Origin of the sequence: Erwinia plantamica (assembly GCF_043420595.1) — a bacterium.
In the GTDB taxonomy this organism is placed as follows: Bacteria; Pseudomonadota; Gammaproteobacteria; order Enterobacterales; family Enterobacteriaceae; genus Erwinia; species Erwinia aeris.
On the sequence record NZ_JBGCUC010000003.1, the window covers coordinates 168603 to 193201 of the forward strand.

The window sequence follows — 24599 nt, forward strand, 5'->3', positions numbered from 1 at the left end:
TAAAGAAATTTTCGCCATTGCACCCTTAAAATATTCTTGCGCCTGCTGCTCATTTACATCTCATCAGCCTTTATATCCTTATGAGCGGTTACAGGCAGGAATGATACTGGGAAAAACTGTAACTAAACGCGTGTTTTTTGCCCTTCGATGGTTGAGGCGATTGTGGTTACAGGTATAATTTGCTCTCTTAACCTGTGGTCAGGTTATCTCTCTGATCCTGCGGCTTAATATGCTGGATAACTTCGCGATAGCAAATGAGTGAGCTTTAATTCATGAAAATTCTTGTAACAGGCGGTGCAGGTTTTATCGGTTCAGCCGTCGTCAGGCATCTTATTAACGATATTCAGGCGACGGTACTGGTGGTGGATAGCCTGACCTATGCCGGCAATCTGGAATCTTTAGCTGCCGTTTCACAAAGTCCTCGCTATCACTTCATTCAGGCTGACATTTGCGATGCGGCCGCCATGAAAAGAGCCTTCACAGAATTTCAACCGGATGCCGTTATGCATCTGGCGGCAGAAAGCCATGTTGACCGCTCTATCGATGGCCCGGCTGCCTTTATCGAAACCAATATTGTCGGCACCTATACGCTGTTAGAAGCGGCCCGAGCTTATTGGTCCTCGCTTTCCAGCGAGAAGAAATCTGCTTTCCGTTTCCATCATATCTCCACCGATGAGGTTTATGGCGACCTGCACGGTACGGACGATCTTTTCGTGGAAACCACGCCTTATGCGCCAAGCAGCCCTTACTCCGCTTCTAAAGCTTCCAGCGATCACCTGGTGCGCGCATGGCACCGTACCTATGGTCTGCCGGTAATTATTACCAACTGTTCAAACAATTATGGTCCTTATCACTTTCCAGAAAAACTGATCCCGCTGGTTATCCTGAACGCGCTGGCCGGCAAACCGCTGCCCGTTTACGGTGAAGGCCTGCAAATCCGCGACTGGCTCTATGTCGAAGACCATGCCCGAGCGCTGTATAAAGTCGTATCGGAAGGCGAAGTGGGCGAAACCTACAACATCGGCGGCCACAACGAACGGAAAAATATCGAGGTGGTGAAAACCATTTGCTCGATCCTGGATGAACTGATTGCTGACAAACCAAACGGTGTGAGCCATTTTGCCGAGCTGATCACCCACGTTACCGATCGTCCTGGCCATGATATGCGCTACGCCATTGACGCCGGCAAAATCGCTCGCGAGCTGGGCTGGCGGCCGCAGGAAACGTTTGAAACCGGTATTCGTAAAACCGTTGAGTGGTATCTGAATAATAGCGAATGGTGGCAGCGTGTGCAGAGCGGCGCCTATGCAGGCGAACGTCTGGGTTTAAATAAATAAAAGGTATTTTATGAAAGGCATCGTTTTAGCCGGAGGCTCCGGAACGCGTCTGTACCCTATTACCCGCGGCATATCAAAACAGCTGCTGCCCATCTACGATAAGCCGATGATCTATCATCCGCTTTCCGTACTGATGCTGTCAGGGATCAGAGAAATTTTGATTATCACCACGCCGGACGATCTATCTTCGTTTCAGCGTTTGTTGGGCGACGGCAGTCAGTTTGGCATTCAGCTGGAATATGCCGTCCAGCCTTCTCCTGATGGCCTGGCGCAGGCCTTTATTATCGGTGAGGAATTTATTGCCGGCGATCCCTGCGCGCTGGTGCTGGGCGACAACATTTTCTTTGGCCAGAGCTTTGGGAAAAAGCTGGAAACCGCTGCGCAGTTAAAAAGCGGCGCTACCGTGTTTGGTTACCAGGTAATGGACCCGGAACGTTTTGGCGTGGTCGAATTCGATGAAAACTTCCGTGCGCTTTCTATTGAAGAAAAACCGTTAAAGCCGAAATCGCACTGGGCCGTCACTGGCCTGTATTTCTACGATAACAGCGTAGTAGAAATGGCTAAGCAGGTTAAACCGTCCCATCGTGGCGAGCTTGAAATCACCACGCTGAACGAAATGTATATGGAAAAAGGTCAGCTGAACGTTGAACTGCTGGGGCGCGGTTTCGCCTGGCTGGATACGGGCACGCACGACAGCCTGATTGAAGCGTCGCAGTTTATCCATACTATTGAGAAACGTCAGGGCATGAAGGTTGCCTGTCTGGAAGAAATCGCCTGGCGTAAAGGTTGGCTAAATTATGAGGAAGTGGCAGTACAGGCAAAACTACTGTCAAAAACTTCTTATGGTCAGTATTTGCAAAATCTGATCGACGAAAAGATTTAAAAAAGCACAGCGGAAGCTGTGCTCGACGTTTTACCTGAAGCACAGCATTCGCTGTGCTTTTTTTATTTATAACCGTTAGGGTTATTGCTCTGCCAGTTCCAGGTGTCGCGCATCATCTCGTCGATGCCGCGTGAAACGCGCCAGTCCAGCTCTTTATCTGCCAGCGAGGCGTCGGCCCAGAACGCTGCCAGATCGCCATCGCGACGAGGCGAGACCTGGTAAGGCACCGGACGACCGGAAGCCTTCTCGAACGCCTTCACCATTTCCAGTACGGAATAGCCTTCGCCCGCGCCCAGGTTATAGGCTTTATAACCGCTGATAGCCGACAGATGATCCAGCGCTTTCAGGTGGCCTTCAGCCAGATCCATTACGTGAATATAGTCACGTACGCCGGTGCCGTCTTTAGTCGGATAGTCGTCGCCGAAGATACCCAGCTTTTCGAGGCGGCCAATCGCAACCTGCGCAATATAAGGCAGCAGGTTGTTAGGGATACCGTTTGGATCCTCGCCAATCTGGCCGGATTCATGCGCGCCTACCGGGTTAAAGTAGCGCAGCGCGATGGCTTTCAGCTCCGGATTGGCTTTGGCATAGTCACGCAGGATCAGCTCAACCATCAGCTTAGAGGTGCCGTAAGGGCTGGTCGTGCCGCCGATTGGCGTAGTCTCAACGTAAGGTACCGGCGCATCCGCGCCGTAAACGGTGGCGGAAGAGCTGAAAATAAACTGATTCACGCCGGCAGCGCGCATCTCTTCCAGCAGCACCAGCGTGCCGGTCACGTTATTTTGATAGTATTCCAGCGGCATACGGGTAGATTCCCCAACCGCCTTCAGACCAGCAAAGTGAATAACCGCAGTGATATTGTGCTGAGCGAAAAGGTCGCGCAGGCAGGCGCGATCCAGGATATCACCTTCGCAAAAAACGGCCTTTTTACCGGTCAGCTTTTCTACCCGAACGATAGATTCGCGGGAAGCGTTGCTCAGGTTATCCAGAACCACCACGTCGTCGCCGCGTTCCAGAAGCGTCAGCACCGTGTGCGAACCGATGTAGCCCGCTCCGCCCGTTACCAAAATAGCCATATTGACTCCTTTATGGCCGCGCTGGCGCGACCTTAAATAATGGGAAATTACTTAGCGAGGATCTTTTTGATTTCTTCGCGGAACTCGCGGCCCTGCGCGTTATTTCTCAGTCCCCAGGAGACAAAAGCTTTCATGTAGCCTAATTTACGACCGCAGTCGAAGCTGGTACCGGTCAGCTGCTGCGCGTCAACACGCTGCTTTTTCGCCAGGCTGGCGATAGCGTCGGTCAGCTGGTAGCGGCCCCAGGCGCCCGGCTCCAGATTTTCCAGCTCGGCCCAGATATCGGCGGACAGCACGTAGCGGCCTACCGCAGCCAGATCGGATTGCAGCGTCTGCGGCTGCTCCGGCTTCTCCACGAACTCCAGGATCTGGCTGGTCTGACCCGGGTTATCCATGACTTCTTTCGTTTTAATCACCGAGTATTCGGAAAGGTCGGCTTCAGGCATATGGTGCGCCAGCACCTGGCTGTGGCCGGTTTCTTCGAAACGCGCAACCATCGCGGCCAGGTTATAGCGCAGCGGATCGGCAGTAGAGTCGTCCAGCAGCACGTCCGGCAGAACGACCACGAAAGCTTCGTCGTGTAGCATAGGACGAGCGCACAGAATAGAGTTAGCCAGGCCCAGCGGCTGTGGCTGACGCACGTTCATGATGGTCACGCCTGGCGGACAGATTGACTGCACTTCGCTCAGCAGTGAACGCTTGACGCGCGCTTCCAGCAGGGCTTCCAGCTCATAAGAGGTATCGAAATGGTTTTCAACCGCATTCTTGGACGCGTGGGTGACCAGAACAATTTCCTTGATGCCTGCCGCTACGCACTCGTCGATGATGTACTGGATCATCGGCTTGTCGACAACGGGCAGCATCTCTTTAGGAATGGCTTTTGTAGCAGGGAGCATGTGCATACCCAGACCCGCAACGGGGATAACTGCTTTAAGCTTGGTCATATTTTTTCCATATAAATGAAGTAAAAAACGTTCAGCAATTATGCATTAAAGTGATATTCAGCAAGTATAATCTTAATCTGAAAATTTAGCTGCGGCTGGCCCATATAAGGACCGGCATTTTAATGCTTAGCCCATGAATTTTCATAAATGCACGCGGCAAACGGCCCTTGAGCTGCGAGCCTGCAAACGCAGGCGGCGCGGCTTTGCCAGACTTTGCCGTGAACCTCGTTCAGTTTCGATAACTTATCGGGCTTAAATAAAAAAAGGCCATTGCCACAGCAATCGCCTTTACCTGTCTTAGCTTAGCGCTGAATTAATTGTCGGGTATTCGATAAGTCCGCACAAAAATATAATTACGCTGCACTCAGCGGCAAATTTACTCTGCCGCTTTAATAAAGATTATCTGAAATTAATAGTACGATTTATTAACGCTTAGCCAGCTTTTCCAGCGTTTCCGCCAGTTCCTGATAGGCAATATGCTGGTTAAACTCCGTTTCCACTTTTTGGCGAGCGGCGGCGACCACGGGCGCGACGTCCACATCGCCTTTGGACAGCCGGAACAGGATATCGCTCAGCGCCTGCGCATCGCCTTCCGGGGCCAGCCAGCCGGAAACGTTGTTTTCAATCAGCTCCGGAATGCCGCTGTGATCGCTGGAAACCACCGGTAGTCCTACGGCCATCGCTTCCATCAGCGCAACGGGAATGCCTTCCATATCGCCATCGGCGGCGGTCAGCGAAGGCAGCAGGAAGATGTCGGCTTCGTCCAGGTAACGCTTAATCTCTTCCTGAGGCTTAAAGCCGACCATCTGCACGCAGTCTTCCAGATGGGCCTGACGAATAGTGTCGCGCATCTGCTCTTCCATATCGCCGTTGCCGATAATGGTGTACTGGAAATTAGCGCCTTTCTCTTTCAGATATTTGCAGGCTTCCACCGCCACACCCAGGCCTTTTTTCTCGGTCAGGCGCGCCACGGTAAGGATACGTAACGGCTGATGCAGCGCTTCACGCGCTTTCATATTGAATTTTTCAGGTTCAATACCCATCCGCGTGACCTGGATTTTCTCCGGCGGGCAGCCCATGGCAATCAGCTTTCTTTCCCACAGATGGCTGATAGGCAGCAGCAGCTCGGTATCGCGGAAAAGGATGGGATAATCTTTACGGTGCTCGTTGAGGATAAAGCGACGGGAAATATCCGCGCCGTGAAAAACCGTTGCCTGCTTGCCGCGCAGCACTTTCAGCTCACGCAGCTTGTTGGCCAGCGCGCCCGCGTAGCCGAAATGCACCAGAAACACATCTGAAGTAATAGGTTTCTTAGCCCAGGCGACGATAGCCGGCAGCAGCAGCTTCATGGACTGATCGCCATAGCGACCCACGTTCATGGCCTTAATAACCCCAGGCTTGAAGAGCTTCGGCAGGATCATTTTCAGGCGCTGCTTTAGCTTTTCCGCGTTGCTTTTTTGCTCTTCCGGCAACAGATAATGAATACGTTCCGCCAGATTGTAGCGATCGAAAGCCGCATGCCGGTTAACGTGATCGCCCGGAAATACCGAAATGATCTCTACGTCATATCCACTGTCAATGAAGTGGGTTACCTGGTTGAGCACAAAGGTTTCTGACGCTACCGGAAAACGCATGGTGAAAAAAGTTAGTTTCATCGATTTACCCTAAAATACTGACGACGTCTTCGGTAGTAAGTCCCGGGAACGCGCTCCTGCGCAGACTGGCGGATCGCCCGGGGCGAAAGACATAATATTCGCAGCGTCGTATCCACCAAGAGGCGGTTTTAGCAACAGGGCAGGAACGTCTCGCCCTGCCCCGAACAGCTTGATCAATTTTATCTAATACTAGCAGCTAACCTGTGCAGCCAGGCAAGCGTAATTATCCTAAAAATCAACCGGCTAGCCTGCTTTTTTACGATTAAAAGCAGGCTGACCGCCGAAAGCAGCCGTTAACCCTGATTTTTTAGCGCATACCAGGGCACCGCGACCTGCTGGCCGTTGATCACCATGGAAACAAAACCGCCGGGTTTGGTGGTATCGACCTCGGCCGCATCCAACTGCCGCGACTGCACCAGCAGATCGCCCTGCTCGTTGGCGCCTATCCCTGCTTTGCCATTGTGCAGCGAGAAGCGACGCACGGCCTGACGCGCGCCCTGCGGCGGATTTTTGAAGTCCATCTCCGCATCGAAGCGGGCGCACTGGCCGGTCAGGAAGCGATCGCGCGCCGTGGTTTTCATCATCACGCCGGACGAGCCGACCCAGCCTGCCAGCTTCACAAAGACCTGCGTATCGGCATCGTGCGTAGTGGTATACATCACGTCGACAATCGGGCTGCTGCCCTCGATGTGCCAGCTTCCTTCAAAACCGTGAACCTTACGTTGCAAGGTGATAACGGCTTTACCGCCGGTGTTGCGATCGTTCAACAGATTATGCAGCGGCTCCGACGTGGTGCCATTGCTGAACTGCGACTGCCCGAGGATCTCAATTTCCCAGCTGTCGCCCACATCCGGCGTATGGATGTTGCCCAACAGATACCATTTTTCCTGGTTGCTGTTGTTCTGAATACGAAAGCGTGAAGTCAGATAGTTGTACTTCATGCTGCCGTCGGCGGCGATGCCGTAAGACTCTACGCGAGTAGAACCGCGTTCGTAAGGGCCAAGCCACTCATCGCCCTGCAGCGAGTTATCAATCCAGCTTTTCGCCTGCAGGTTGATTTGCCGCATATTCAGCCGCGAGTGGTGGGCAATCAGCGGGTTCGGGCAGGTTTCAATGCTTAACGCATCCACGATCCACTGACCGTTAGAGAGATCGCCCGGAAACTCGGTGTGCTCAATCCAGCCGTTGTGAATAATCGACTGCGTACAGCGCGGCAGGTTCAGCGCCATGCCTTTAGAGCAGTGCTGCACGTTGAAGTTCGACAGTTCGATAGCGGTGCTGTGGTCCCAGTTGCCTTTTTTGGTATAGGACCAGGTCGCTTTGATCACATCGCCGGTACAGTTATTGGCATACCACTGGTCGATTTTACAATCCAGCGTATCAACCAGGCTCAGCGACGTGCCGCCAACGCCAATAAAGCGCAGACAGGAACCGCGGAAGTACTGCCCCGCCGGACACGAGTTGTGATAGAAGCCCTGCGTGTTCGGCAGTTCTTTATTGCGGCCTTCAAAGCTCAGGTTACTGATCTCTACCCAACGCGCGTTCACCTTAAAGGCAAAGTCCGATTTGCCATCGGAGACAATCGTGGTCGAGGGGAAATAGCCGAAGTTGATTGGCGCGCCCGATACGCGGAAGTAGCTGACGTAGTTAGCGGAAATATCAAACGAGGAGACGAAAAAGCGCCCGGCCGGGAACTGCACGGACAACATTCTGTTGTTATCCTGCGCCCAGTGGAACATTGCCTGAATGGCGGGCAGCGAGTCGGTGCGGCCGTCGGCCACTGCGCCAAAGTCAAAGATGGTCAGCGCGTTCAGATCGTCAGAGATGCGACGCCAGTGGTAATCCTGACCAGACGAGGCAATATAGCCACCGTCATCCTGTGCTTTGCTCAGCTCGCCGACAAAGGCGCCGCCGCCCGTTTCCGTTCCGGCGTGCCAGCCCTTAAGACGCACTTTTGCGCCGTTGAACAGCGGTCGGGTCTGGCGTAACTCATCGTAAGAGCCGATTTCGCCAATCAGCTGGTAGCCGGAAGGCTGCGCCAGACGGCGGCTGAATTCGGAAGCGCCGCTGTTTTTCACATCCGGCACGTAGAACAGCTGCTCGTCGCGATCGTTATAGAGCGCCATCGAATATTCGCTGTTTGACCACAGCGCGCCTTTGGCTGCCACAAAACGTTTTAAAGTATCGCTGTTCAACGACACGGGCTGCGACAGCAGCGAAACTTCGCCGTTGGCGCTTTTAACAAAAACGTCGATCGGATGCTGAGCGGGATCGGTGCCCGCCTTGCCGATATAGAGCTTGCCGTTAAAGTCATGCCAGAATTCGGCGGGCATGGTGAAGACGTCGTCAGGTGAAAAAATCGGCACGTCATTTTTGGGAATGGCATCGGCCGGCACTTTCTTCAGCTTCAGACCCGCTTCTTCACTGCGGGCGGCTGCGGGTAGCGAACTCAGTGCTGCGGTTGCCACGATAGAGGAAAATGCTGTTCGGATTAATTCTCTGCGCTTCATACAAAATTCCGTTAATCAGGTAAGTGTCGATGCTGTTTCATCCAGAGGTATAGTCCGGTGCAGGCTTTTTTATCCTTTGCGATCCCGCTCGTACAGGAACTTCATTACGCTTACCGGCATCACCCGCGTTGAGGTGCGGATCAGAAAATAGAGCGTGCCGTTCACGAAGTTAGTCTGGCGCAGGCGATTCTTTAACGACCACAGCTGCACCTCGCTTTTGATATAGGTCATGCCGCGGCGCTTGCTGACCATCTCGCTGCCCGAGCGCACACGCATCAGCACATCGTGCAGGTTGGCGACGTCATAGCCCTGCGAGAGCATACGCAGCCACAAATTGTAATCTTCCATAAACAGGTGGTGCTGGTAGCTGCCCGCCGCCAATACCTTATCCTTACGGAACACCACGCACATATGGTTGAACGGGTTTTTCATGCGGGCGAAATGGCGGATCTCTGCGTTGTTCAGCGGCAGACGCTTCAGACGCTCGTTGCCGAATTCATCAAATTCAATTACCGCCGCGCCCAGCAGCGCCATATCAGGATGCGCTTCCATATAGGGGATCTGTTTTTCAAAGCGTTCCGGCAGGCAGATGTCGTCGGTGTCCATGCGCGCGACGATATTATGCGAGCAGCGATCCAGACCCGCGTTAAGCGCCTTGCCCAGACCGACGTTTTTTTCCAGCGGCACGATGACAAGCGGCAGCTTGTCCATCCAGTTGTTGACCGCCGCTTTCAGATCGTCGCCCAGCGGGCCGTCGTAGACCAGCACGATCTCGTCAGCTGGCAGCGTCTGCTCGTACAGGCTCTGCATGCACTGCTCAACATTTTCCGGTTTCTCTCTGTGATAGAGAGACATAAGAACTGAAAACATAACATCACCCGTTAATTCAGAAGTTCATTCCACTTTTGTAAGATCAGCGTCGGCCCGTAGTTTTCGGCGTTGCGCCAGGCCGCGTGGGCAAAGGTTTTGCGCTTTTGCTCGTCGGCGATCAGCATGTTCAGCTGCGCCACAAAGGCGTCGTCGTTGTCGTAATCGATAACGAACCCGTCGTCTTTGATAATTTCCGCCGGGCCGGTTTTGCAGTCGAAGGCGACGGCGGGCAGCGCAAAGTTTTTCGCCTCGATCAGCACCATCGGCAGGCCTTCATAACGGGAGGTCATGATGATGATGCCGGCGGCGCGGTAGTAATCGTTGATCTTTTTGCTGGGCGTAATGATTTCCGTGCTCGCTTCCATGCCGTAGCTTTTAATTTTCGCCAGCAGCGCGGGTTTGTCTTCGCCGTCGCCGACGATTTGCAGCGTCCAGCCCTGCTTATCCACGCGTTGCCAGACGTCGAGCATCCGGTCGAAATTTTTCTGGTAAGTGAGACGGCCCACCGCCAACACCCGATCCTGCTTGCCGGCGAAAACGTCATCAAAGCTGCTGGCGCTGCTTTCAGCATGGAAAGGCGAGATGTTTCTCATCACGTGCACGTTTTTCACGCCGTAATTTTTTTCCAGATAGCTTTTATCGTGATCGGTAAGCACGGCGATTTTGTCCGCCAGGCCGTAGCAGAACACTTTCAGGCGACGGATCGGCGTTTTAAAGGTTTCAATCGAGACGTGATCGCAGCAGATGATTTTTGACTTCACGCCGAACAGCTTCATGGCCAGCAGCGCCTGCACGGAAAGCTTGCCCATGGAGATAATCATAATGCCGTCAAAGGGCTGCGATTTCGCAAAGCGGATAAACTCGCGGATCTTAAGCAGACGCGCGGTCGCTTCGGGATAGCGAATTTTCACCTTCGCATCGGTCGGATAGTAAGGATCGCCTTTGTTCAACGAATAGAGCGTGACGTCGTAATTATTATTGCTGAGCAGGCTGGATAAGGTGCTGGCAACGCGATCCGTACCGCCGCTGTTGGAAATGCCGTCAATAAGGATCAGCAATTTGTACATATTCAATCATCCTGTTGAAATTGAGCAAAAAGCGCGGCTCAGGGCCGCCTAGCCGCTGAACATACGGAACAGCGGCGCTACGCTATAGCCGGTAATCGACTGCGCGGAAAGTATCGTGTTATAGGCGAGGTAGTAAGAACAGATCCCCGCTAACAAGGCGACGTTTACCAGCAGATTGCGTATTCGCAGCAGCAAGAAAGAGAAAAGTATCGGTTCGGCGTGAAGGAACAGGTTGCCCACCCTGCCGCCAAAGATACTGAAGTCGGAGAACGTAATACGCACGCCCGCGCCCACCGCATACGAGACCAGCAGGATATAAACCAGACGATCGCCTTTCTGGATGCCGTTACGGAAGTAGTAAAGGGTAAAGGCGGCAATAAAGAAGATGTTTTTCAGGTTGGCCAGGCCAAACACCGGCGAGGCGGTATCGAAGTCGGTGCCGCTATAGCCCGCCGCTCGTTCGCCCAGGCCAGGCACGATGCCCAACGAGTCGAGAAAGAGCTTTTTCCCGCCGATAATTCCCAGCGGAATACAGGCGAAGACGATAATCAGCGGCAGATACTTGCGCTCGCGCAGGAAGAAGAACGGCACCGCCAGCAGGATGGTATAACCCGTGGCGTGCGACTGCGTACTGAGCACCAGGAATACCAGCGCCAGCACGTTTCTCTTCGTCGCCAGCGAGCAGATAAAGGCGATAGCAAAGGCGCTGGATAAGCCAAAGCGGATCTGGTTCATGTCTTTGTTGATAAACAGGTGAGTTGAATATAAACAAAGCGAACAGAGGATCAGCGGAGAATACTTTTTGTAGCAGTAAGCGTTAGTCGAAACCGCAATAAAGCAGATAAAAAAGAGAAAATAGTAGCTCTGGCTGGTGACCAGTGAAAACAGCCAGGCCAGCAGCATAAAGAGTTTTTCATAGCGATAGGTGTCGGTGATCGCGTCATAGGTGTTGACGTGAAGCTGTGCCGAAAAATCCGCGAAAAAGTCCAGGTACTGGCTGTCATCCATGCCGGAGTGCAGACCGCGCGAGCCGCCGAAACAGATCAGCGCCATCGTGCAGATAAACGCCAGCCACATGATGACGCGTTTGATCCTGGGGTCGTTAAGCTGGTTGATTGCTGCCAACTCAAAAATACAGCACGCCAGAATGCTGTAACTGATTATCCAATATATGGCCATTGTTGTTCCGCCGTCTTATTATTTTAATCAGGGCTATTTTTTTGCAATACGTTCTGAGAACTTCTGTTTTAAACGGCCGAGAAAATAATCGCGATTGCCTTTGTTGGTTAAAAAGAAATATTGCGCGAAGCTCAGGCTGGCGTGCAGCACCTTGCCATCCATTTTATAGCGGATCGGCAGCTTATACGCTTTATAGGTATAAACATCCCGCTTGCTCAGATACGGGCTCATGCTTTTCAGCCAGAAGGTGGAGTACTTTACGGACTCGCCTTTATGGCTGGAGTTGAATTTGCTCACCATATGGTAGTTAGCCAGTGGTTTTGCAATCATCACGAATTCAAAATCGTTTTTATCCGCGCGGATGCAGAAGTCGTAGTCCTGATGACGGATAAACCGCTCATCAAACTTAATTTCCGCCGCGTGCTCGCGCTTCAGCACAATAGTACTGGTCTGGATAAAGCCGTAGCAGCCAAACAGATATTCGGCGATGCTTTCATTGTGCGCAGGCAAATTGATCGGCATCACCTTTAAAAAGGCGCCGTCCTGCATAATGTTCACCTGGCTGTAGATCACAAAGCGGTCTTTGCCTCTGGCAGTCAGCTCCTGGATTTTTTTGACGTTTTCCAGCAGCTTGTCTTCATGCCATTCATCATCGGCGTCCAGGAAGCAGACATAGTCGCCCGTCGCCAGGTCAATGCCCCGGTTGCGCGCGCCCGCGCCGTTGAGTTTGACCTCTGACAGCACCAGATTAATTTTCAGGTCGCTGTAGCGATCGCTGTTAACGACCTCGGCCAGCTTTGCCGCATCGGCCGACTTGTCGTCGACGATAATCACTTCAAAATGCTTATAGCTTTGCGCTTTAACGCAGTCCAGCGTGGTGACGATCGATTCGGAGGCGTTATAGGCAGGGATAACGATCGAGAAGAAAATATCCTTCATCACAAGGCACCTTTTAAACGTTATACATAAAACAGCCGGAAACAGGCCTGATTCCAGAGGCGAAAGGATCCGCCTCGCGGCGGATCCTTTTAAGCATTAGCTTTTTGCATTGCCTTTGTAGCTGTAATCGTAATAGTCGTAGCCGTAGCCGTACGCATTGGCGGCTTTCCGCACGACGGCGTTAAGAATGACGCCTTTAATATCGATACCGTTTTGCGCAAAGCGCTTGTAGCTGAACTCTACTTCTTTCAGCGTGTTGGTTTCAAAGCGCGCCACCATCAGCGCGGTGCCTGCCAGCTTGCCGATAATAGTTGCATCGGTCACGGCCAGCACCGGCGGCGTATCGATCAGTACCAGATCGTAATTTTTGCTCGCCCACTCCAGCAGCTCGTTCATGCGGCTGTGCATCAACAGCTCGGAAGGGTTTGGCGGCACCTGTCCGCGCGGAATAAAGTCAAAGCCGTATTCACCGTGCTGGATCAGATCCTGCGTGAAGGCGGTTTTGCCCGACAGGATGGTGGACAGTCCGGACTTATTGGCCGCGCCCAGCAGCTCGTGCGTATAGCCACGGCGCATATCGCCATCGATAAACAGCACTTTCTGCCCCGCCTGTGCAACCAGCGCCGCCAGGTTGGCGCTGATAAAGGTTTTACCAATGCCAGGGCTGGCGCCGGTGATCATCAGCACGTTGTTACGGGCTTCCATCATCGCGAAGTGCAGGCTGGTACGCAGGCTACGGATCGCTTCGATAGAGAGGTCGGTCGGGTTGCCCAACGCCAGCAGGCTGTTGTGCGGATCGACCTTCACGCCGCGCTTGTTCAGCGCCTCGACGTCTTTCTTACGCTGCCATTCGGAAAGCGGCACGCTGGCATAAACGTTCATACCGGCTTCTTCCAGCTGATCCGGCGCGGTGATGCCGTGGTGGAACAGCGCTTTCAGCAGAATGATGCCCACGGAGATCACCAGGCCTGCAATCAGGCTGGCCAGCATAATCAACATTTTCTTCGGCGCAACCGGCTTGGATGCGGTTTCCGCATGGTCGATGATGCGCACGTCGCCAACCGTACTGGCTTTGCTGATGCTCAGCTCCTGCTGACGGTTAAGCAGCTGCATGTAGATTTCCTGACCGGCCTGCACGTCGCGGGTCAGACGTAAAATTTCCTGCTGGGTCTGCGGCATCTGACCGATTTTCTGGTTCAGTTTTTTCTGCTCGTCTTCCAGCGTTTTACGTTTTTCCAGCAATGCGCGATAGGTCGGGTGATCCTTGGTGAACAGCTGGGAAACTTCCGCTTCACGGAAGGTCAGCTCGTTCAGCTGGCTCTGTACGCTAACAGAGGAGTCCAGCGCCGATTTGGCTTCCAGCGACATATCCACCGAATCGTTATTGCGACGATAGGTGTTAAGCTTGTCTTCCGCTTCGTCCAGCTTGCTGCGCACCTGCGGCAGCTGATGCTGCAGGAACTCCAGGCTCTTCTGCGCTTCGGCGGATTTACGCTCCACGTTCTGCATCAGGTAGTTGCTCATCACCCGATCCAGCACCTGGCTAATCAGCTCCGGATCTTCACCGGTATAGGTCAGACCCATCACGCCGGTATCTTTGCCTTTGTCGGCCACGGCAAGGTTGTTAGTGACCATGCCGATCGCCGCCAGCGTGGACAGCTTAGAGACGGTAAAAGTGGTGCCCGGTTCAGCGTCAATGCCGCTAACCAGCATCGACACGCCATGCTGCTGCTGGAACTGGCCGATTTTACCTTTGAACAGATCGTCGCCGTCTTTCGAAACGGTGTAGCTGTCGGCGCCGGTGATCTCAACCTTTACGCTGGCATCTTTCCAGCTTTTCGGCATCTCAAGACGGGATACGGCGATTTTGGCCGGCTTTTCGCCCAGCAGGCGGGCAAAGCCTTTGCCCACTACGGGGAAGTGATTTTGCTCAACCTGTATGTTCAGGCCCAAATCGTCTACCGTTTTGCCAATCACCATACGAGACTGGATGATCTGGATTTCCGTGGCGGAAGCGGGTTCCACCGGCGCCTCGGTCAGATCGGTCAACACGGTGTTAGGGCTTTTCTGCTCTACCTGTACCAGCGCGTCCGCACTATAGATAGGCGTGGCGAACAGCGAATAGAGCGTGCCGAGCAGCAGGAAGAAGGCCGTAACGGCCACGATAATCCAGCGATGATCAACCAGCTGTCCGACAAGGTGCGCTAAATCCCACCCGCCAGCTTCCTCTTTCGACGCGGTCGGCGCCTTACTTTTTATATTCATCGAGTATCCCAACTATCGGCTTAATGCGGTGACCCATTTCTGGGCAGCTTTTTCGAGTAATCCGTACACGGCTTCAAAGGCATCGCGGCTTTTCTTATAGGGATCCGCTATTTCCTGCTGGTTGAGCCAGTGGCCAAATAACATGGTCTTGCCACGTACGGAGGGGTTAATGCGGTTGACCAGATCGACATGCCTTTTTTCCATCACCAGGATGAGATCGTAATCCCGGCACATGCCGGAGGTCAGCTGCCGTGCCTGATGGCCCGCCAGCGAAACCCCATGTTCGCTGGCGACGCTGCTGGCGGTTTCGTCGGCCGGATGGTCGACCAGCGCGCTCAGCCCCGCCGAGGCGATCTTTTTATCCGGTAGCGCCTGTTTCAGCAGCCGCTCCCCCGTAGGAGAGCGGCAGATATTGCCGACGCAGACCACTAAGATTGAATTAATCATCATGCCCCGCCGTTACCATCTGTGAATGATCTGTGCGTTTTCGCTCGCGTTATAGATACCGGTGATAGTTGGGGTCAGCTGCGAAATAACACGGTTCCAACGCGTCAGCGGCGTTGAGGTGACATAAACGATGTCATACGGTTCCAGCTGGAATTCGGAGCCCATCACCATCGCCGACGCATCCTTCAGGTTCAGCTGATAGATGTTGGCGATCTTGGTGCGGTTTTTCCCTTTGATTGGACGGATAACAAATACGCCCGTCGCGTCAGAGGCGGTCTGATCCATCCCCTGGGCGCTGCCCAACGCTTCAGAAAGCGTCATGCCGCTGCGATCCATTTTCAGCGTGGTCTGCTGTCTGACTTCGCCCATCACAAAGACTTTCAGATCGTCGTTGCGCGGCACAAACAGGATATCGCCCGGATAAAGCAGATGGTTCTGCGACAGATCGCCGTTTTGCATCAGCGCCTGCAGAGAAACCGGCACTTCGCTGCCGTTGTGGGTCAGCACCACGTTGCGCCAGTCGGCATTGGCGGTCAGGCCGCCTGCGGCGTTGATCGCATCCAGAATAGTCAGCGGCACGTTGGTAATCGGCTGCTGGCCAGACGTGGTCACTTCGCCCGTCACGTACGCTTTCTGCGACTTGAACGAGGCGACGCTGACGTCAACCTGCGGGCTTTCGATATACTGCGCCAGGCGGCCGGCGACTTCGGTACGCACTTCCTGCACGGTACGACCGGCTACGCGAACGCGGCCGATATAAGGGTAAAAGATGGTGCCGTCTGAGTGAACCCAGTTACCGGTGTCGCTGGCGCTGCGGTACTGGCCCGCTGGCGTGGTCAGCTCCGGGTGGTCCCAGACGATAACGGTCAGCACATCGCCGACGCCGATACGATACTCATAGTTTTGCAGTTCATTTTGCAGCTGAACGTTCTGTCGCGCCACAACGGGCGCCGGACGCATACGGTCAACCAGGCTTGGGGTCATCGGGAAGACATTAACGTATTTATCAATGTCAAAATCGTTGTCCTGCTGCTTAATTACGTCTTTTCCGCTGGTGGAAAGCTTTGAACCCGGAACTACCGTACATCCGGAAAGGAGGGTAGCCGATATCAACAAGGGCAGTAACTTCGTTTTGATTGTAATCATCTGTTTCATCGCTATCAGTAATTTGATTGATAGTGGCGGATCCGCCGCTGTGTAGCGTCTTGCAAAAGTAAAGATAAGCGTTTCAATCGCTATAACTGTCAGTCATTATCGTCCGATCCCTATCCTTTTTTAATGCCTTGCCGACTCGCTGTGAACCGACGCTTAACAAAGAAAGTGGTGAGCGCGTAAGTCCATGACGGTTACAGTCAAACTACGCTATAACAGCGACGCGCTCCGAAGAGCGCGTCGAAAGCTCAAATTAATAGGCGCCGTCGCGCTTAAGCACCACCCCGATGGTTTTGAACAGGATGGCGATATCGTTCCACAATGACCAGTTTTTTACGTACCAGGAGTCAAAATAAACGCGGGTTTCATAATCGACATCGTTACGTCCGCTTACCTGCCACAGGCCGGTCATACCAGGCTTAGCCATAAAGTAGTAGTCAACGTCGCCCGCATAGCGCTCCAGCTCGTCTTCAATTACCGGACGCGGGCCGACCAGGCTCATCTCGCCGCGCACCACGTTCCACAGCTGCGGCAGCTCATCAAGGCTGGTTTTACGGATAAAGTGACCGATGCGGGTGATGCGGGGATCGTTCTTCAGCTTAAAGTCTTTATCCCATTCCGCACGCGCTACAGGATCGGTGCGCAGCACTTCTTCCAGTACCTCTTTGGAATTCACCACCATTGAACGGAACTTAAGGCATTTAAATTTGCGTCCGTTTCGCCCTACTCGCTCATGCCCATAAATAGGATTGCCGCCGTCGCGAGCGACCATAAAGATCAGGAAGGCCAACGCAGGCATCAGCATGGTGATAATACTTAAGGCACCGACAATATCGAAGGTACGCTTAAGGAAACGCGAGGTGCGCTTCGCCAAATTATTGCTGACGCGCAGGATCATAACTTCATGGCTGAAGATATAAGCCATATCAGTACCGTATAGCGGTACGCCACGCAGTGAAGGAATAACGGAAACGGAACGGCAATTATGTTTCGCCAGATTTTTCAGCCAGAGATCACGATACTGACTCTGTTCATATTCTACGGCGACAATAAATTGCGTTTCGCTGTTGACCAGCTGCCAGAGCGAGGTTTCGTCACGAATGACCGGAATGCCGAACAGCGCAGGCGCGGGCGTAGTGCCATCCACATCGTAGAAAGCCACCACGTCAAAGCCCATTACCTCTTCGCTTTGCAGCGCCAGATAAGCTTCTTCCGCATTTTTACCGCTGCCGATAATAATGGACTGCTTTTTCCACAGGCCGTTACGGTTCAGCACACGCTTAACGATGGCGCGGCCGACAGGAATAAGGATCAGCGCCAGCAGCCAGGTAATAATCCACACCCAGCGGGACATTTCCCATTTTGACAATGCCGTAATCGACAGGTCAATAACGGAGAAGATCAGCACGCTGCGGAAGACTTCTTTTAATTCAAACCAGAACGGTTTGCGATAGGTATAGTGGCGCAGGCGAACCCAGAACCAGCCGATACAAATCACAGAGAGAATGATGTGTGTGCTTATTTTTAATTGCAGATCCTGCTCTGACATATTTTCCAACAAACTGTTTGGAAAAGTTTTCATCAGCAGAACAGCAATAAATAAGGAGGCGTTAAAGAAAATAAGATCTGAAAGTGCCAGTGATATTTTTATTAACAGTCCTTTAAATGTAAATTCTATATCGCGCATAGTTAACTCTTATTTTTTCTTCAAAAGCCTGTGATTTAATAATTCCCACCGCTAAGGATTGCGTATCTTATCGACACGCTCTTTATTACACAGGAGACGTATTCAGAAATTGTGTAAAAGCTCATGGTAACTGGCAGTACAATCAGAGAATGACATGTAAAATCAACAACTGCGGTGATTTTATCGCCAAAAGGCGTGGTCTTTTCACCGCTTCGGACACGCTACCGCCCCTGGCTTGTAGCTGCCAATGCGCTGTATTTTGTCCTGAAGTGTTGGTTTTATCCTGCCATCTAAAGGCACTAACTGGCGCGTCTACATAAAGCCGAACATAAAAAAGAACGTTAAGACGCGACCGTGCTAATTGCTACATTAACGCAGCCATTTACTAACACATTGCTATACTAGTTATTACTGGCCTGTTTACAAGAGCCTGCCGCTACCCATGCGCGCTTTTAGGATTAAGACTACCTTCAGCGCCATGCTAAACCATACCTTTCATCTTTATCCTCACGATAAATTCAGATTAGCTTTACTGTCACAGTCAGAATATTCCTGTCTGACTTTACTTCATTGCTTAAGTATCCCTTATTTCAACAGGCAGACCTATGCGAATATTCCTGAAAACCTTTTAATCAGATGCCAAATTTTGCGCGGGCAATTCCAGGAATGAGTGGCGATTTATTCGGCTGTTTATCGACCTTGCGGCGACTTTCAGGGGATTATTTGTTGAATCAGGCGGCGTTCACTATCATCATGGCATTTCCTTAATCTGTATGAGTGAACTTCTGATGTTTGAATGGATCGTCGATCCGTCAATCTGGGCTGGCCTTGTCACCCTGATCGTGCTGGAACTGGTGCTGGGCATTGATAATCTTGTCTTCATCGCTATCCTGGCGGAAAAGCTGCCGCCCGCGCAGCGTGACCGCGCCCGCGTCACGGGCCTGATGCTGGCGCTGATTATGCGTCTGCTGCTGCTGGCCTCTATCTCCTGGCTCTCTTCACTGACCTCTGCCCTCTTCTCGGTTGGCGGACACGCCTTCAGCGCGCGCGATTTGATCATGCTGCTGGGCGGCGTTTTTCTGCTGTTTAAAGCGACAGTGGAGCTGAACGAACGGCTGGAAGGCAAAGATGAGGATGAAAATCCACAAAAGCGTGGGGCTAAATTCTGGCCAGTGGTAGCGCAAATTGTGGTGCTGGACGCCGTTTTTTCCCTGGATTCCGTGATCACGGCCGTAGGGATGGTGGACCATCTGGCCGTGATGATGGCGGCCGTTATTATCGCAATTTGCTTAATGTTGCTGGCCAGCAAACCGCTGACGCGTTTCGTTAATCAACACCCGACGATCGTTATCCTCTGCCTGAGCTTCCTGCTGATGATTGGTTTCAGCCTGGTGGCGGACGGCTTTGGCTATCATATTCCTAAAGGCTACCTTTACGCCGCTATCGGTTTCTCAGTGATTATCGAAGCGCTGAATCAGCTGGCGCATTTCAACCGTCGCCGCTTCCTCTCTTCCAAAGCGCCCCTGCGTAAACGTACCGCCGAAGCCGTGCTGCGCCTGCTGCGCGGCAGCCACGAGCAGGCGGAGCTGGATGCGGAAACCTCTTCGCTGGTTGCCGACAGCAGCAGCCAGGCGATCTTTAACAAGCAGGAGCGCATGATGATTGCGCGCGTGCTTGGCATGGGGCAGCGCACGGTCAGCAGCATTATGACCTCCCGTCAGGATATCGCTTCTGTGGATCTCAGCGAGTCGCCGGCAGAAATTATGGCGATGCTTGACCAGAACCAGCATACGCGGCTGGTGGTCACGGAAAACAGCGAGGATCCGCTCGGCGTGGTGCACGTTATTGACCTGCTGAAGCAGGCGCTGCACGGCGACAGTCTGGATATCCGCGCGCTGATCCGTCAGCCGCTGGTGTTCCCCGAGCAGCTGTCGCTGTTGCCGGCGCTGGAGCAGTTTCGCAATGCGCGCACGCATTTTGCCTTTGTGGTGGATGAGTTTGGGTCGGTAGAGGGCGTGGTCACGCTCAGCGACGTGATGGAAACCATCGCGGGCAACCTGCCTAACGAAGGCGAAGCTATCGATCCCCGCTACGATATCCAGCAAAACGCAGACGGCAGCTGGACGGCCAACGGGCATATGCCGCTGGACGACCTGATTATGTACGTGCCGCTGCCGCTGGATGAAAAAAGGGAGTATCACACGCTGGCGGGACTGCTGATGGAGCATATGCAGCGGGTGCCGCAGGAAGGCGAAGAGATCCAGATTAACGACTGCCTGTTCCGCACGCTTAAAGTAGAAAGCCACCGCGTGCAGAAAGTCCAAATTATCCCTCTGGTGACGGAAGAAGAAGACTGGTAACACCGGCGCTGATAAAGCGATGCTGCTTTATCAGCGCTGCCCATCAAAGGTCGTTAATCAGTTTCTGTACCGAACTGCTTTTGCCGCTTTGCGGATTTTTCTCCGACCACGCTTTCAGACGCTTCTTCGCTTCATCCTGTAGCTGCTGGCGCAGTACCTGATCGATTTGCAGCGAATAGTTCAGGCCATCCCACGGGCCGTAGATCCTTAACGGCACCGGCGTCTGCTGGAGCCGTCCAATCAGCTCGCTATCGCCCTGCCAGCCCTCGGTGACCGTTACGCCAAAGTTCATATCCGCCTGTTTGTCTGCCATATTCACCGTGCCCTTGCCGCTATAGTTAAGCATGGAGGCGCGTCCGTGCAGGTCGACGAAAGCCAGCAGCCCTTTTTGCAGCGACATCTTACCCGTGATTTGCTGGAAGTCGTTCTCCGGCCCGGCGGCGGCGTGAACGCGGCTGCTGCTACGCTCTACGGCGCGCTGGATCATACGCTGGAAGTTCAGTCCGGAGAGCAGCGCGTTGTTCAGGCTGATTTCGGCACTGCCCTGCCAGGCATGTTTAAAGGCGGGCACGCTCAGGCCCGCGCCGCTGAAGCTGCCGTTCAGCGTCAGATCGCCGCTCAGCGAAGCCGGCAGCTCAAACGCTTTAAGCAGCGGCGCCACGGCGATATTCTGCAAGGAAGGCGTCAGCGCGATCTGCGTCTGTGCATGGCGGAAATCGAGGCTGCCCGGCAGGGAAAACTGCCCGTTGCCCGTTTTGCCGGTCAGCGTCGCCAGCGTCACCAGGCCATTACTGCTGTTGCCCTGTAGCGTCACCCCGTCAAACGTCATACCGCGCCAGTTAAGCTTATCTGCCGACAGCGCCAGCTGTCCGTCCATCTGGTTAAACGGCGAGCTGGCGTTATCCTGCACGGGTTGAGCAATAACGGGCGCAGGGCCGCCGCGCTGAGTCTGGATATTTTGGCCTTCGCTGTTGACCTCGGTTTCCAGCCCTAACAGCGGATCCAGATTCAGCACGGAGGCATGCAGATCCAGCGCGATTTGCGGGCGGTCGCCCAGCGTCCCGCTGGCGCTGCCGTTGAGCTGGCTGTCGTTAAGGCTTAGCGCCAGATTTTTCAGGCTGAAAGCATCGCTGTCGCGCCACTCCGCCTGCAGGGTCGCCTGCCCTTTGACGCCTTCACGCGGCAGATCGGCCCCGCTCAGCTGGTAGTCCAGCTGGTTTACCGTTGCTGCAAGATGCTGTGGATAGTGGCTGAGATCCACATCCGCATTCAGATTCACCAACAGCTCACGCTGGTCACGGCTGACGCGGCTGCCAAATTCAATATGGGCATGGCGCTGCGCGTTCTGCGACAGCTGCAGGTTCAGATCGCGAACGTTAAGCTGCTCGCCGCTGTTCTGTTGCCAGATCAGCAGGCTGTCGGCAACCTGCAAATTATCGATATCAAAGGTCCAGCGCTGAGTCAGCGGCGGCGGCGGTGCGGTATCCGCCGGGCCCTGCGGTGCATTGGCCGGACGGTGCGCCGCGCTGTCGGGCGTCAGGCGGATCACCGCCCCTTTCAGCAGAACCTGTTTGACCGCCAGCTGATGAGAAAGCAAAGGAAGGAGCTTGACGTCAAGCCGCATATTGCTGGCGCTGACGAAGGGCTGCTGCGCGCCGGGCGCGGTCAGGGTCATCGGGCCGGAGAGAATGCTGAGCTGCGGCCAGACGTGCCAGCGCAAATCGCCGTTCAGCGCCAGCTGATAGCCGCTGCGCTGTTCGACCTGTCTGGCCATATAGGCGCGAAAATCATTGGGATTGACCAGCAAAACCAGCGCCGTCATGCCGGCCACGATAACCACCAGCAAAATGGCCAACGTGGTGATAAACCTTTTCATGCCTTCCCCTTATAGCTTCCACTTCCTGACGCATGCCGCTGGCTCAGGCCCTGCCCCGCCGCCGCTATACGTCGTCCTGATCTTTATCGATACGGCTGGCGTCCGCGCCCTGTTGCCCTTTGTATTTGGCATCCTGACGGCGGTTATAAGGACGAGCCGCCGGCCCGGAAAGCGGTTCAAAGCTCAGCGCGCCAATCAGCATCCCCGGCCGTAACGCCAGCGGCAGCTTACCAGAATTATAGAACTCCAGCACGATACGTCCCTGCCAGCCTGGATCGATACGGTGGGCGGTAACGTGCACCATCAGTCCCAGCCGGGCCAGCGATGAACGCCCGTCCAGCCAGCCGACCAGGTTATCAGGAAGGGTCACGGATTCAAACGTCACCGCCAGCGCCAGTTCGCCAGGGTGTAAAAAGAACGCTTCGCCTTCCGGCAGCACGATTTCGTCGCTCATCACGCGGTCAAGCGCCGCGCTGACCTCGTCTTTCGGGCCGCTGAGATCGATAAAGGCAGCGGTGTGGCCGCGGAAAGTGCGGAACTGATTGCCGAGGCGGACGTCAACGGTAGCGCCGTTAATACGCTCTACCGGCGGACGCGGAGAGATATCAAGCTGGCCGCTGTCGAGCCAGGCTTCTATATCACGGTCGCATAAACGCATGGACAGATACTCCCAAATTAATAACAGGCTGAGCGGCGGGAGCATGAGCGCTCCCTGCGCGGGCTACCCGGCTGGCCCTTTCGGCCGCCGGGACAGGTTTACTCGAAGAACTGATTGATCTTCGCCTTCAGGATATCGATCGCGATGCGGTTTTTACCGCCGCGAGGCACGATAATGTCAGCGTACTGTTTGGAAGGTTCGATAAACTGCAGGAACATCGGACGCACGGTTTTCTGATACTGCGCCATCACGGAGTCCATTGAGCGGCCTCGTTCGTTGACGTCGCGCTTCATGCGGCGCATCAGGCAGATATCCAGCGGCGTATCCACGAAGATCGAAAAGTTCATTTCGGCGCGCAGCCGCGCGTCCGTCAGCAGCAGGATCCCTTCCAGAATAATGACTTTCTTCGGTTTCAGCTCAATAGTCTGCGCGGTACGGGTATGTTCTACATAGCTGTAAACCGGCAGATCGATCGCTTCCCCTGCTTTCAGCATCTGCAAATGTTGCAGCAGCAGGTTGTGATCCATGGCGCTGGGGTGGTCATAGTTTGTTTTAACCCGTTCATCCATGGTCAGATGGCTTTGGTCTTTGTAATAAGCATCCTCAGGGATAACACCAATATTTTCATCGCCGACCCGATCGCGAACTTCACGATAGAGCGTACTGGCGATAAGACTTTTTCCCGAGGCAGATGCGCCGGCGATACCTACGATGACGCACTGATGCGACTTGTCAGTCATAAATTAAAGACCTGATTTGTGTCTGAGACAGATGGAGAGGATGAATTCGCGCGTAATTATAGGGATTTCGGGGTGTTGATGCCAGAAAAAACCGGCGGAAGGCTTTTAAGACTTTCCCGTTATACCTCTGCTGCCCCTCTCGCTAAACTGTTGGCTGTCAGATTCACAATGTCGGCCCGGCCGTTGCAGGCACCCTGTTGCAACAGCGTAGCGGGTTATCACAGCATAATAAGGAAACACCGTGTACTGGCGTACATTGCATTTTTTGACCTATTTTGGCGACAGCATGTTGCTTATCCCTACCGCTATCGTGATGGCCGGGCTGATTAGCTGGAAAAACAGCGATCGGCGCGCGGCCTGGTATTGGGCGCTGGCGTTCTGCACCGCCGGTGCCGTGGTGAGCCTCTCTAAAGTGGCTTTTATGGGCTTTGGCCTTGGCAGCGCGCACCTGAACTTTACCGGCTTCAGCGGCCACACCGCCATGTCGGCAACGCTGTGGCCGGTGATGCTGTGGCTGCTCAGCGGACGCCTGTCGGACAAGGGCCGCCTGTTTGCCGTTGGTATCGGCTACCTGATCCCCATCCTGGTCGGCGTCTCGCGGCTGCTGCTTAGCTACCACTCCACCAGCGAAGTGATTACCGGTCTGATCCTGGGCTTTACCCTGAGTACGGCTTTCCTGGTCAGCCAGCGGCGCGCCAGAGTGCAGGGCTTTTCCACGCTGCAGCTTTGCATTGCGCTCCTGCTGCCTCTGCTGCTGCTGAGCCACGGTCGTCTTGCCACCACGCAACAGTTTTTACAGCGTCTTTCCGTGCAGATTGCCGGCATTGACCATCCCTGGACACGTGACGATTTGCTGAAGCTTCGGCAGTAATTCCCCGTCCACCAGCGGCGCGCGGCGGTCAATCGCCCGAATAAAGCGATCTTTTGAATTAGCGCAGGCATTCAAAAACGAAT

19 protein-coding genes are annotated in these 24599 nt (G+C 53.9%); 4 read left to right on the top strand and 15 right to left on the bottom strand.

Annotated elements, in window-relative coordinates; genetic code table 11:
- The first annotated feature begins 272 nt into the window (after window positions 1-272).
- Both rfbB and rfbA read left to right on the top strand, forming a co-directional pair.
- Complete coding sequence (rfbB, locus tag AB3U87_RS04220) at window positions 273-1337, top strand: dTDP-glucose 4,6-dehydratase (protein ID WP_394148487.1); 1065 nt, start codon at window positions 273-275, stop codon at window positions 1335-1337.
- A gap of 10 nt (window positions 1338-1347) precedes the next feature.
- The gene (rfbA, locus tag AB3U87_RS04225) at window positions 1348-2220 is read left to right on the top strand and encodes a glucose-1-phosphate thymidylyltransferase RfbA (RefSeq protein WP_301251107.1); all 873 of its coding nucleotides are present in this window, start codon (window positions 1348-1350) and stop codon (window positions 2218-2220) included.
- Between the two features lie 62 nt (window positions 2221-2282).
- Here the strand turns inward: rfbA and galE are convergent, their stop codons facing one another.
- The 12 genes from galE to wbaP form a co-directional block, all read right to left on the bottom strand.
- Entirely contained in the window at window positions 2283-3296 is a 1014-nt protein-coding gene (gene galE, locus AB3U87_RS04230; RefSeq protein WP_253460080.1) for a UDP-glucose 4-epimerase GalE, read from the bottom strand.
- A 47-nt stretch (window positions 3297-3343) separates the two neighbouring features.
- Window positions 3344-4240, bottom strand: a complete 897-nt coding sequence (gene galF / locus AB3U87_RS04235; RefSeq protein WP_301251110.1) for a UTP--glucose-1-phosphate uridylyltransferase GalF — start codon at window positions 4238-4240, stop codon at window positions 3344-3346.
- A gap of 425 nt (window positions 4241-4665) precedes the next feature.
- Window positions 4666-5895, bottom strand: a complete 1230-nt coding sequence (locus AB3U87_RS04240) for a glycosyltransferase (RefSeq protein WP_301251111.1) — start codon at window positions 5893-5895, stop codon at window positions 4666-4668.
- A gap of 293 nt (window positions 5896-6188) precedes the next feature.
- On the bottom strand, window positions 6189-8405 hold the full coding sequence (locus tag AB3U87_RS04245; protein WP_253460074.1) for a phage tailspike protein: 2217 nt from the start codon (window positions 8403-8405) through the stop codon (window positions 6189-6191).
- Between the two features lie 69 nt (window positions 8406-8474).
- Window positions 8475-9275 (bottom strand): glycosyltransferase family 2 protein, encoded by an 801-nt coding sequence (locus tag AB3U87_RS04250; RefSeq protein ID WP_301251112.1) that lies wholly within the window; start codon window positions 9273-9275, stop codon window positions 8475-8477.
- A gap of 11 nt (window positions 9276-9286) precedes the next feature.
- Window positions 9287-10342 carry a glycosyltransferase family 4 protein gene (locus tag AB3U87_RS04255; protein ID WP_394148490.1) on the bottom strand — a complete coding sequence of 352 codons (1056 nt, stop codon included), beginning with the start codon at window positions 10340-10342 and terminating at the stop codon, window positions 9287-9289.
- 48 nt (window positions 10343-10390) lie between these two features.
- The gene (locus AB3U87_RS04260; RefSeq protein ID WP_125288128.1) at window positions 10391-11521 is read right to left on the bottom strand and encodes an EpsG family protein; all 1131 of its coding nucleotides are present in this window, start codon (window positions 11519-11521) and stop codon (window positions 10391-10393) included.
- 33 nt (window positions 11522-11554) lie between these two features.
- Window positions 11555-12460 (bottom strand): glycosyltransferase family 2 protein, encoded by a 906-nt coding sequence (locus AB3U87_RS04265; RefSeq protein WP_253460065.1) that lies wholly within the window; start codon window positions 12458-12460, stop codon window positions 11555-11557.
- Window positions 12461-12556: 96 nt separating this feature from the next.
- Complete coding sequence (wzc, locus tag AB3U87_RS04270; protein ID WP_253460062.1) at window positions 12557-14725, bottom strand: tyrosine-protein kinase Wzc; 2169 nt, start codon at window positions 14723-14725, stop codon at window positions 12557-12559.
- 12 nt (window positions 14726-14737) lie between these two features.
- Window positions 14738-15172, bottom strand: coding sequence for an arsenate reductase/protein-tyrosine-phosphatase family protein (locus AB3U87_RS04275; protein WP_253460058.1), 435 nt, complete (start codon window positions 15170-15172; stop codon window positions 14738-14740).
- A 12-nt stretch (window positions 15173-15184) separates the two neighbouring features.
- Window positions 15185-16318, bottom strand: coding sequence for a polysaccharide export protein (locus AB3U87_RS04280; RefSeq protein ID WP_199746380.1), 1134 nt, complete (start codon window positions 16316-16318; stop codon window positions 15185-15187).
- Window positions 16319-16577: 259 nt separating this feature from the next.
- A complete protein-coding gene (gene wbaP, locus AB3U87_RS04285; protein WP_253460055.1) occupies window positions 16578-18011 on the bottom strand; it encodes an undecaprenyl-phosphate galactose phosphotransferase WbaP in 1434 nt (477 codons plus the stop codon).
- Window positions 18012-18799: 788 nt separating this feature from the next.
- Here wbaP and AB3U87_RS04290 point away from each other — a divergent pair.
- Window positions 18800-20371, top strand: a complete 1572-nt coding sequence (locus tag AB3U87_RS04290) for a TerC family protein (RefSeq protein ID WP_253460052.1) — start codon at window positions 18800-18802, stop codon at window positions 20369-20371.
- 43 nt (window positions 20372-20414) lie between these two features.
- On the opposite strand, the gene asmA is transcribed toward AB3U87_RS04290, so the two are convergent.
- From asmA to udk, 3 genes are all read right to left on the bottom strand, one after another.
- Window positions 20415-22247 carry an outer membrane assembly protein AsmA gene (gene asmA, locus AB3U87_RS04295; RefSeq protein WP_394148494.1) on the bottom strand — a complete coding sequence of 611 codons (1833 nt, stop codon included), beginning with the start codon at window positions 22245-22247 and terminating at the stop codon, window positions 20415-20417.
- Between the two features lie 64 nt (window positions 22248-22311).
- Complete coding sequence (gene dcd, locus AB3U87_RS04300; protein WP_253461273.1) at window positions 22312-22905, bottom strand: dCTP deaminase; 594 nt, start codon at window positions 22903-22905, stop codon at window positions 22312-22314.
- Between the two features lie 98 nt (window positions 22906-23003).
- Window positions 23004-23645 (bottom strand): uridine kinase, encoded by a 642-nt coding sequence (gene udk / locus AB3U87_RS04305; protein WP_125288134.1) that lies wholly within the window; start codon window positions 23643-23645, stop codon window positions 23004-23006.
- Window positions 23646-23886: 241 nt separating this feature from the next.
- Between udk and AB3U87_RS04310 the strand changes: the two genes are divergently transcribed.
- Window positions 23887-24516 (top strand): phosphatase PAP2 family protein, encoded by a 630-nt coding sequence (locus AB3U87_RS04310; RefSeq protein WP_253460046.1) that lies wholly within the window; start codon window positions 23887-23889, stop codon window positions 24514-24516.
- The last annotated feature ends 83 nt before the right edge of the window (window positions 24517-24599 follow it).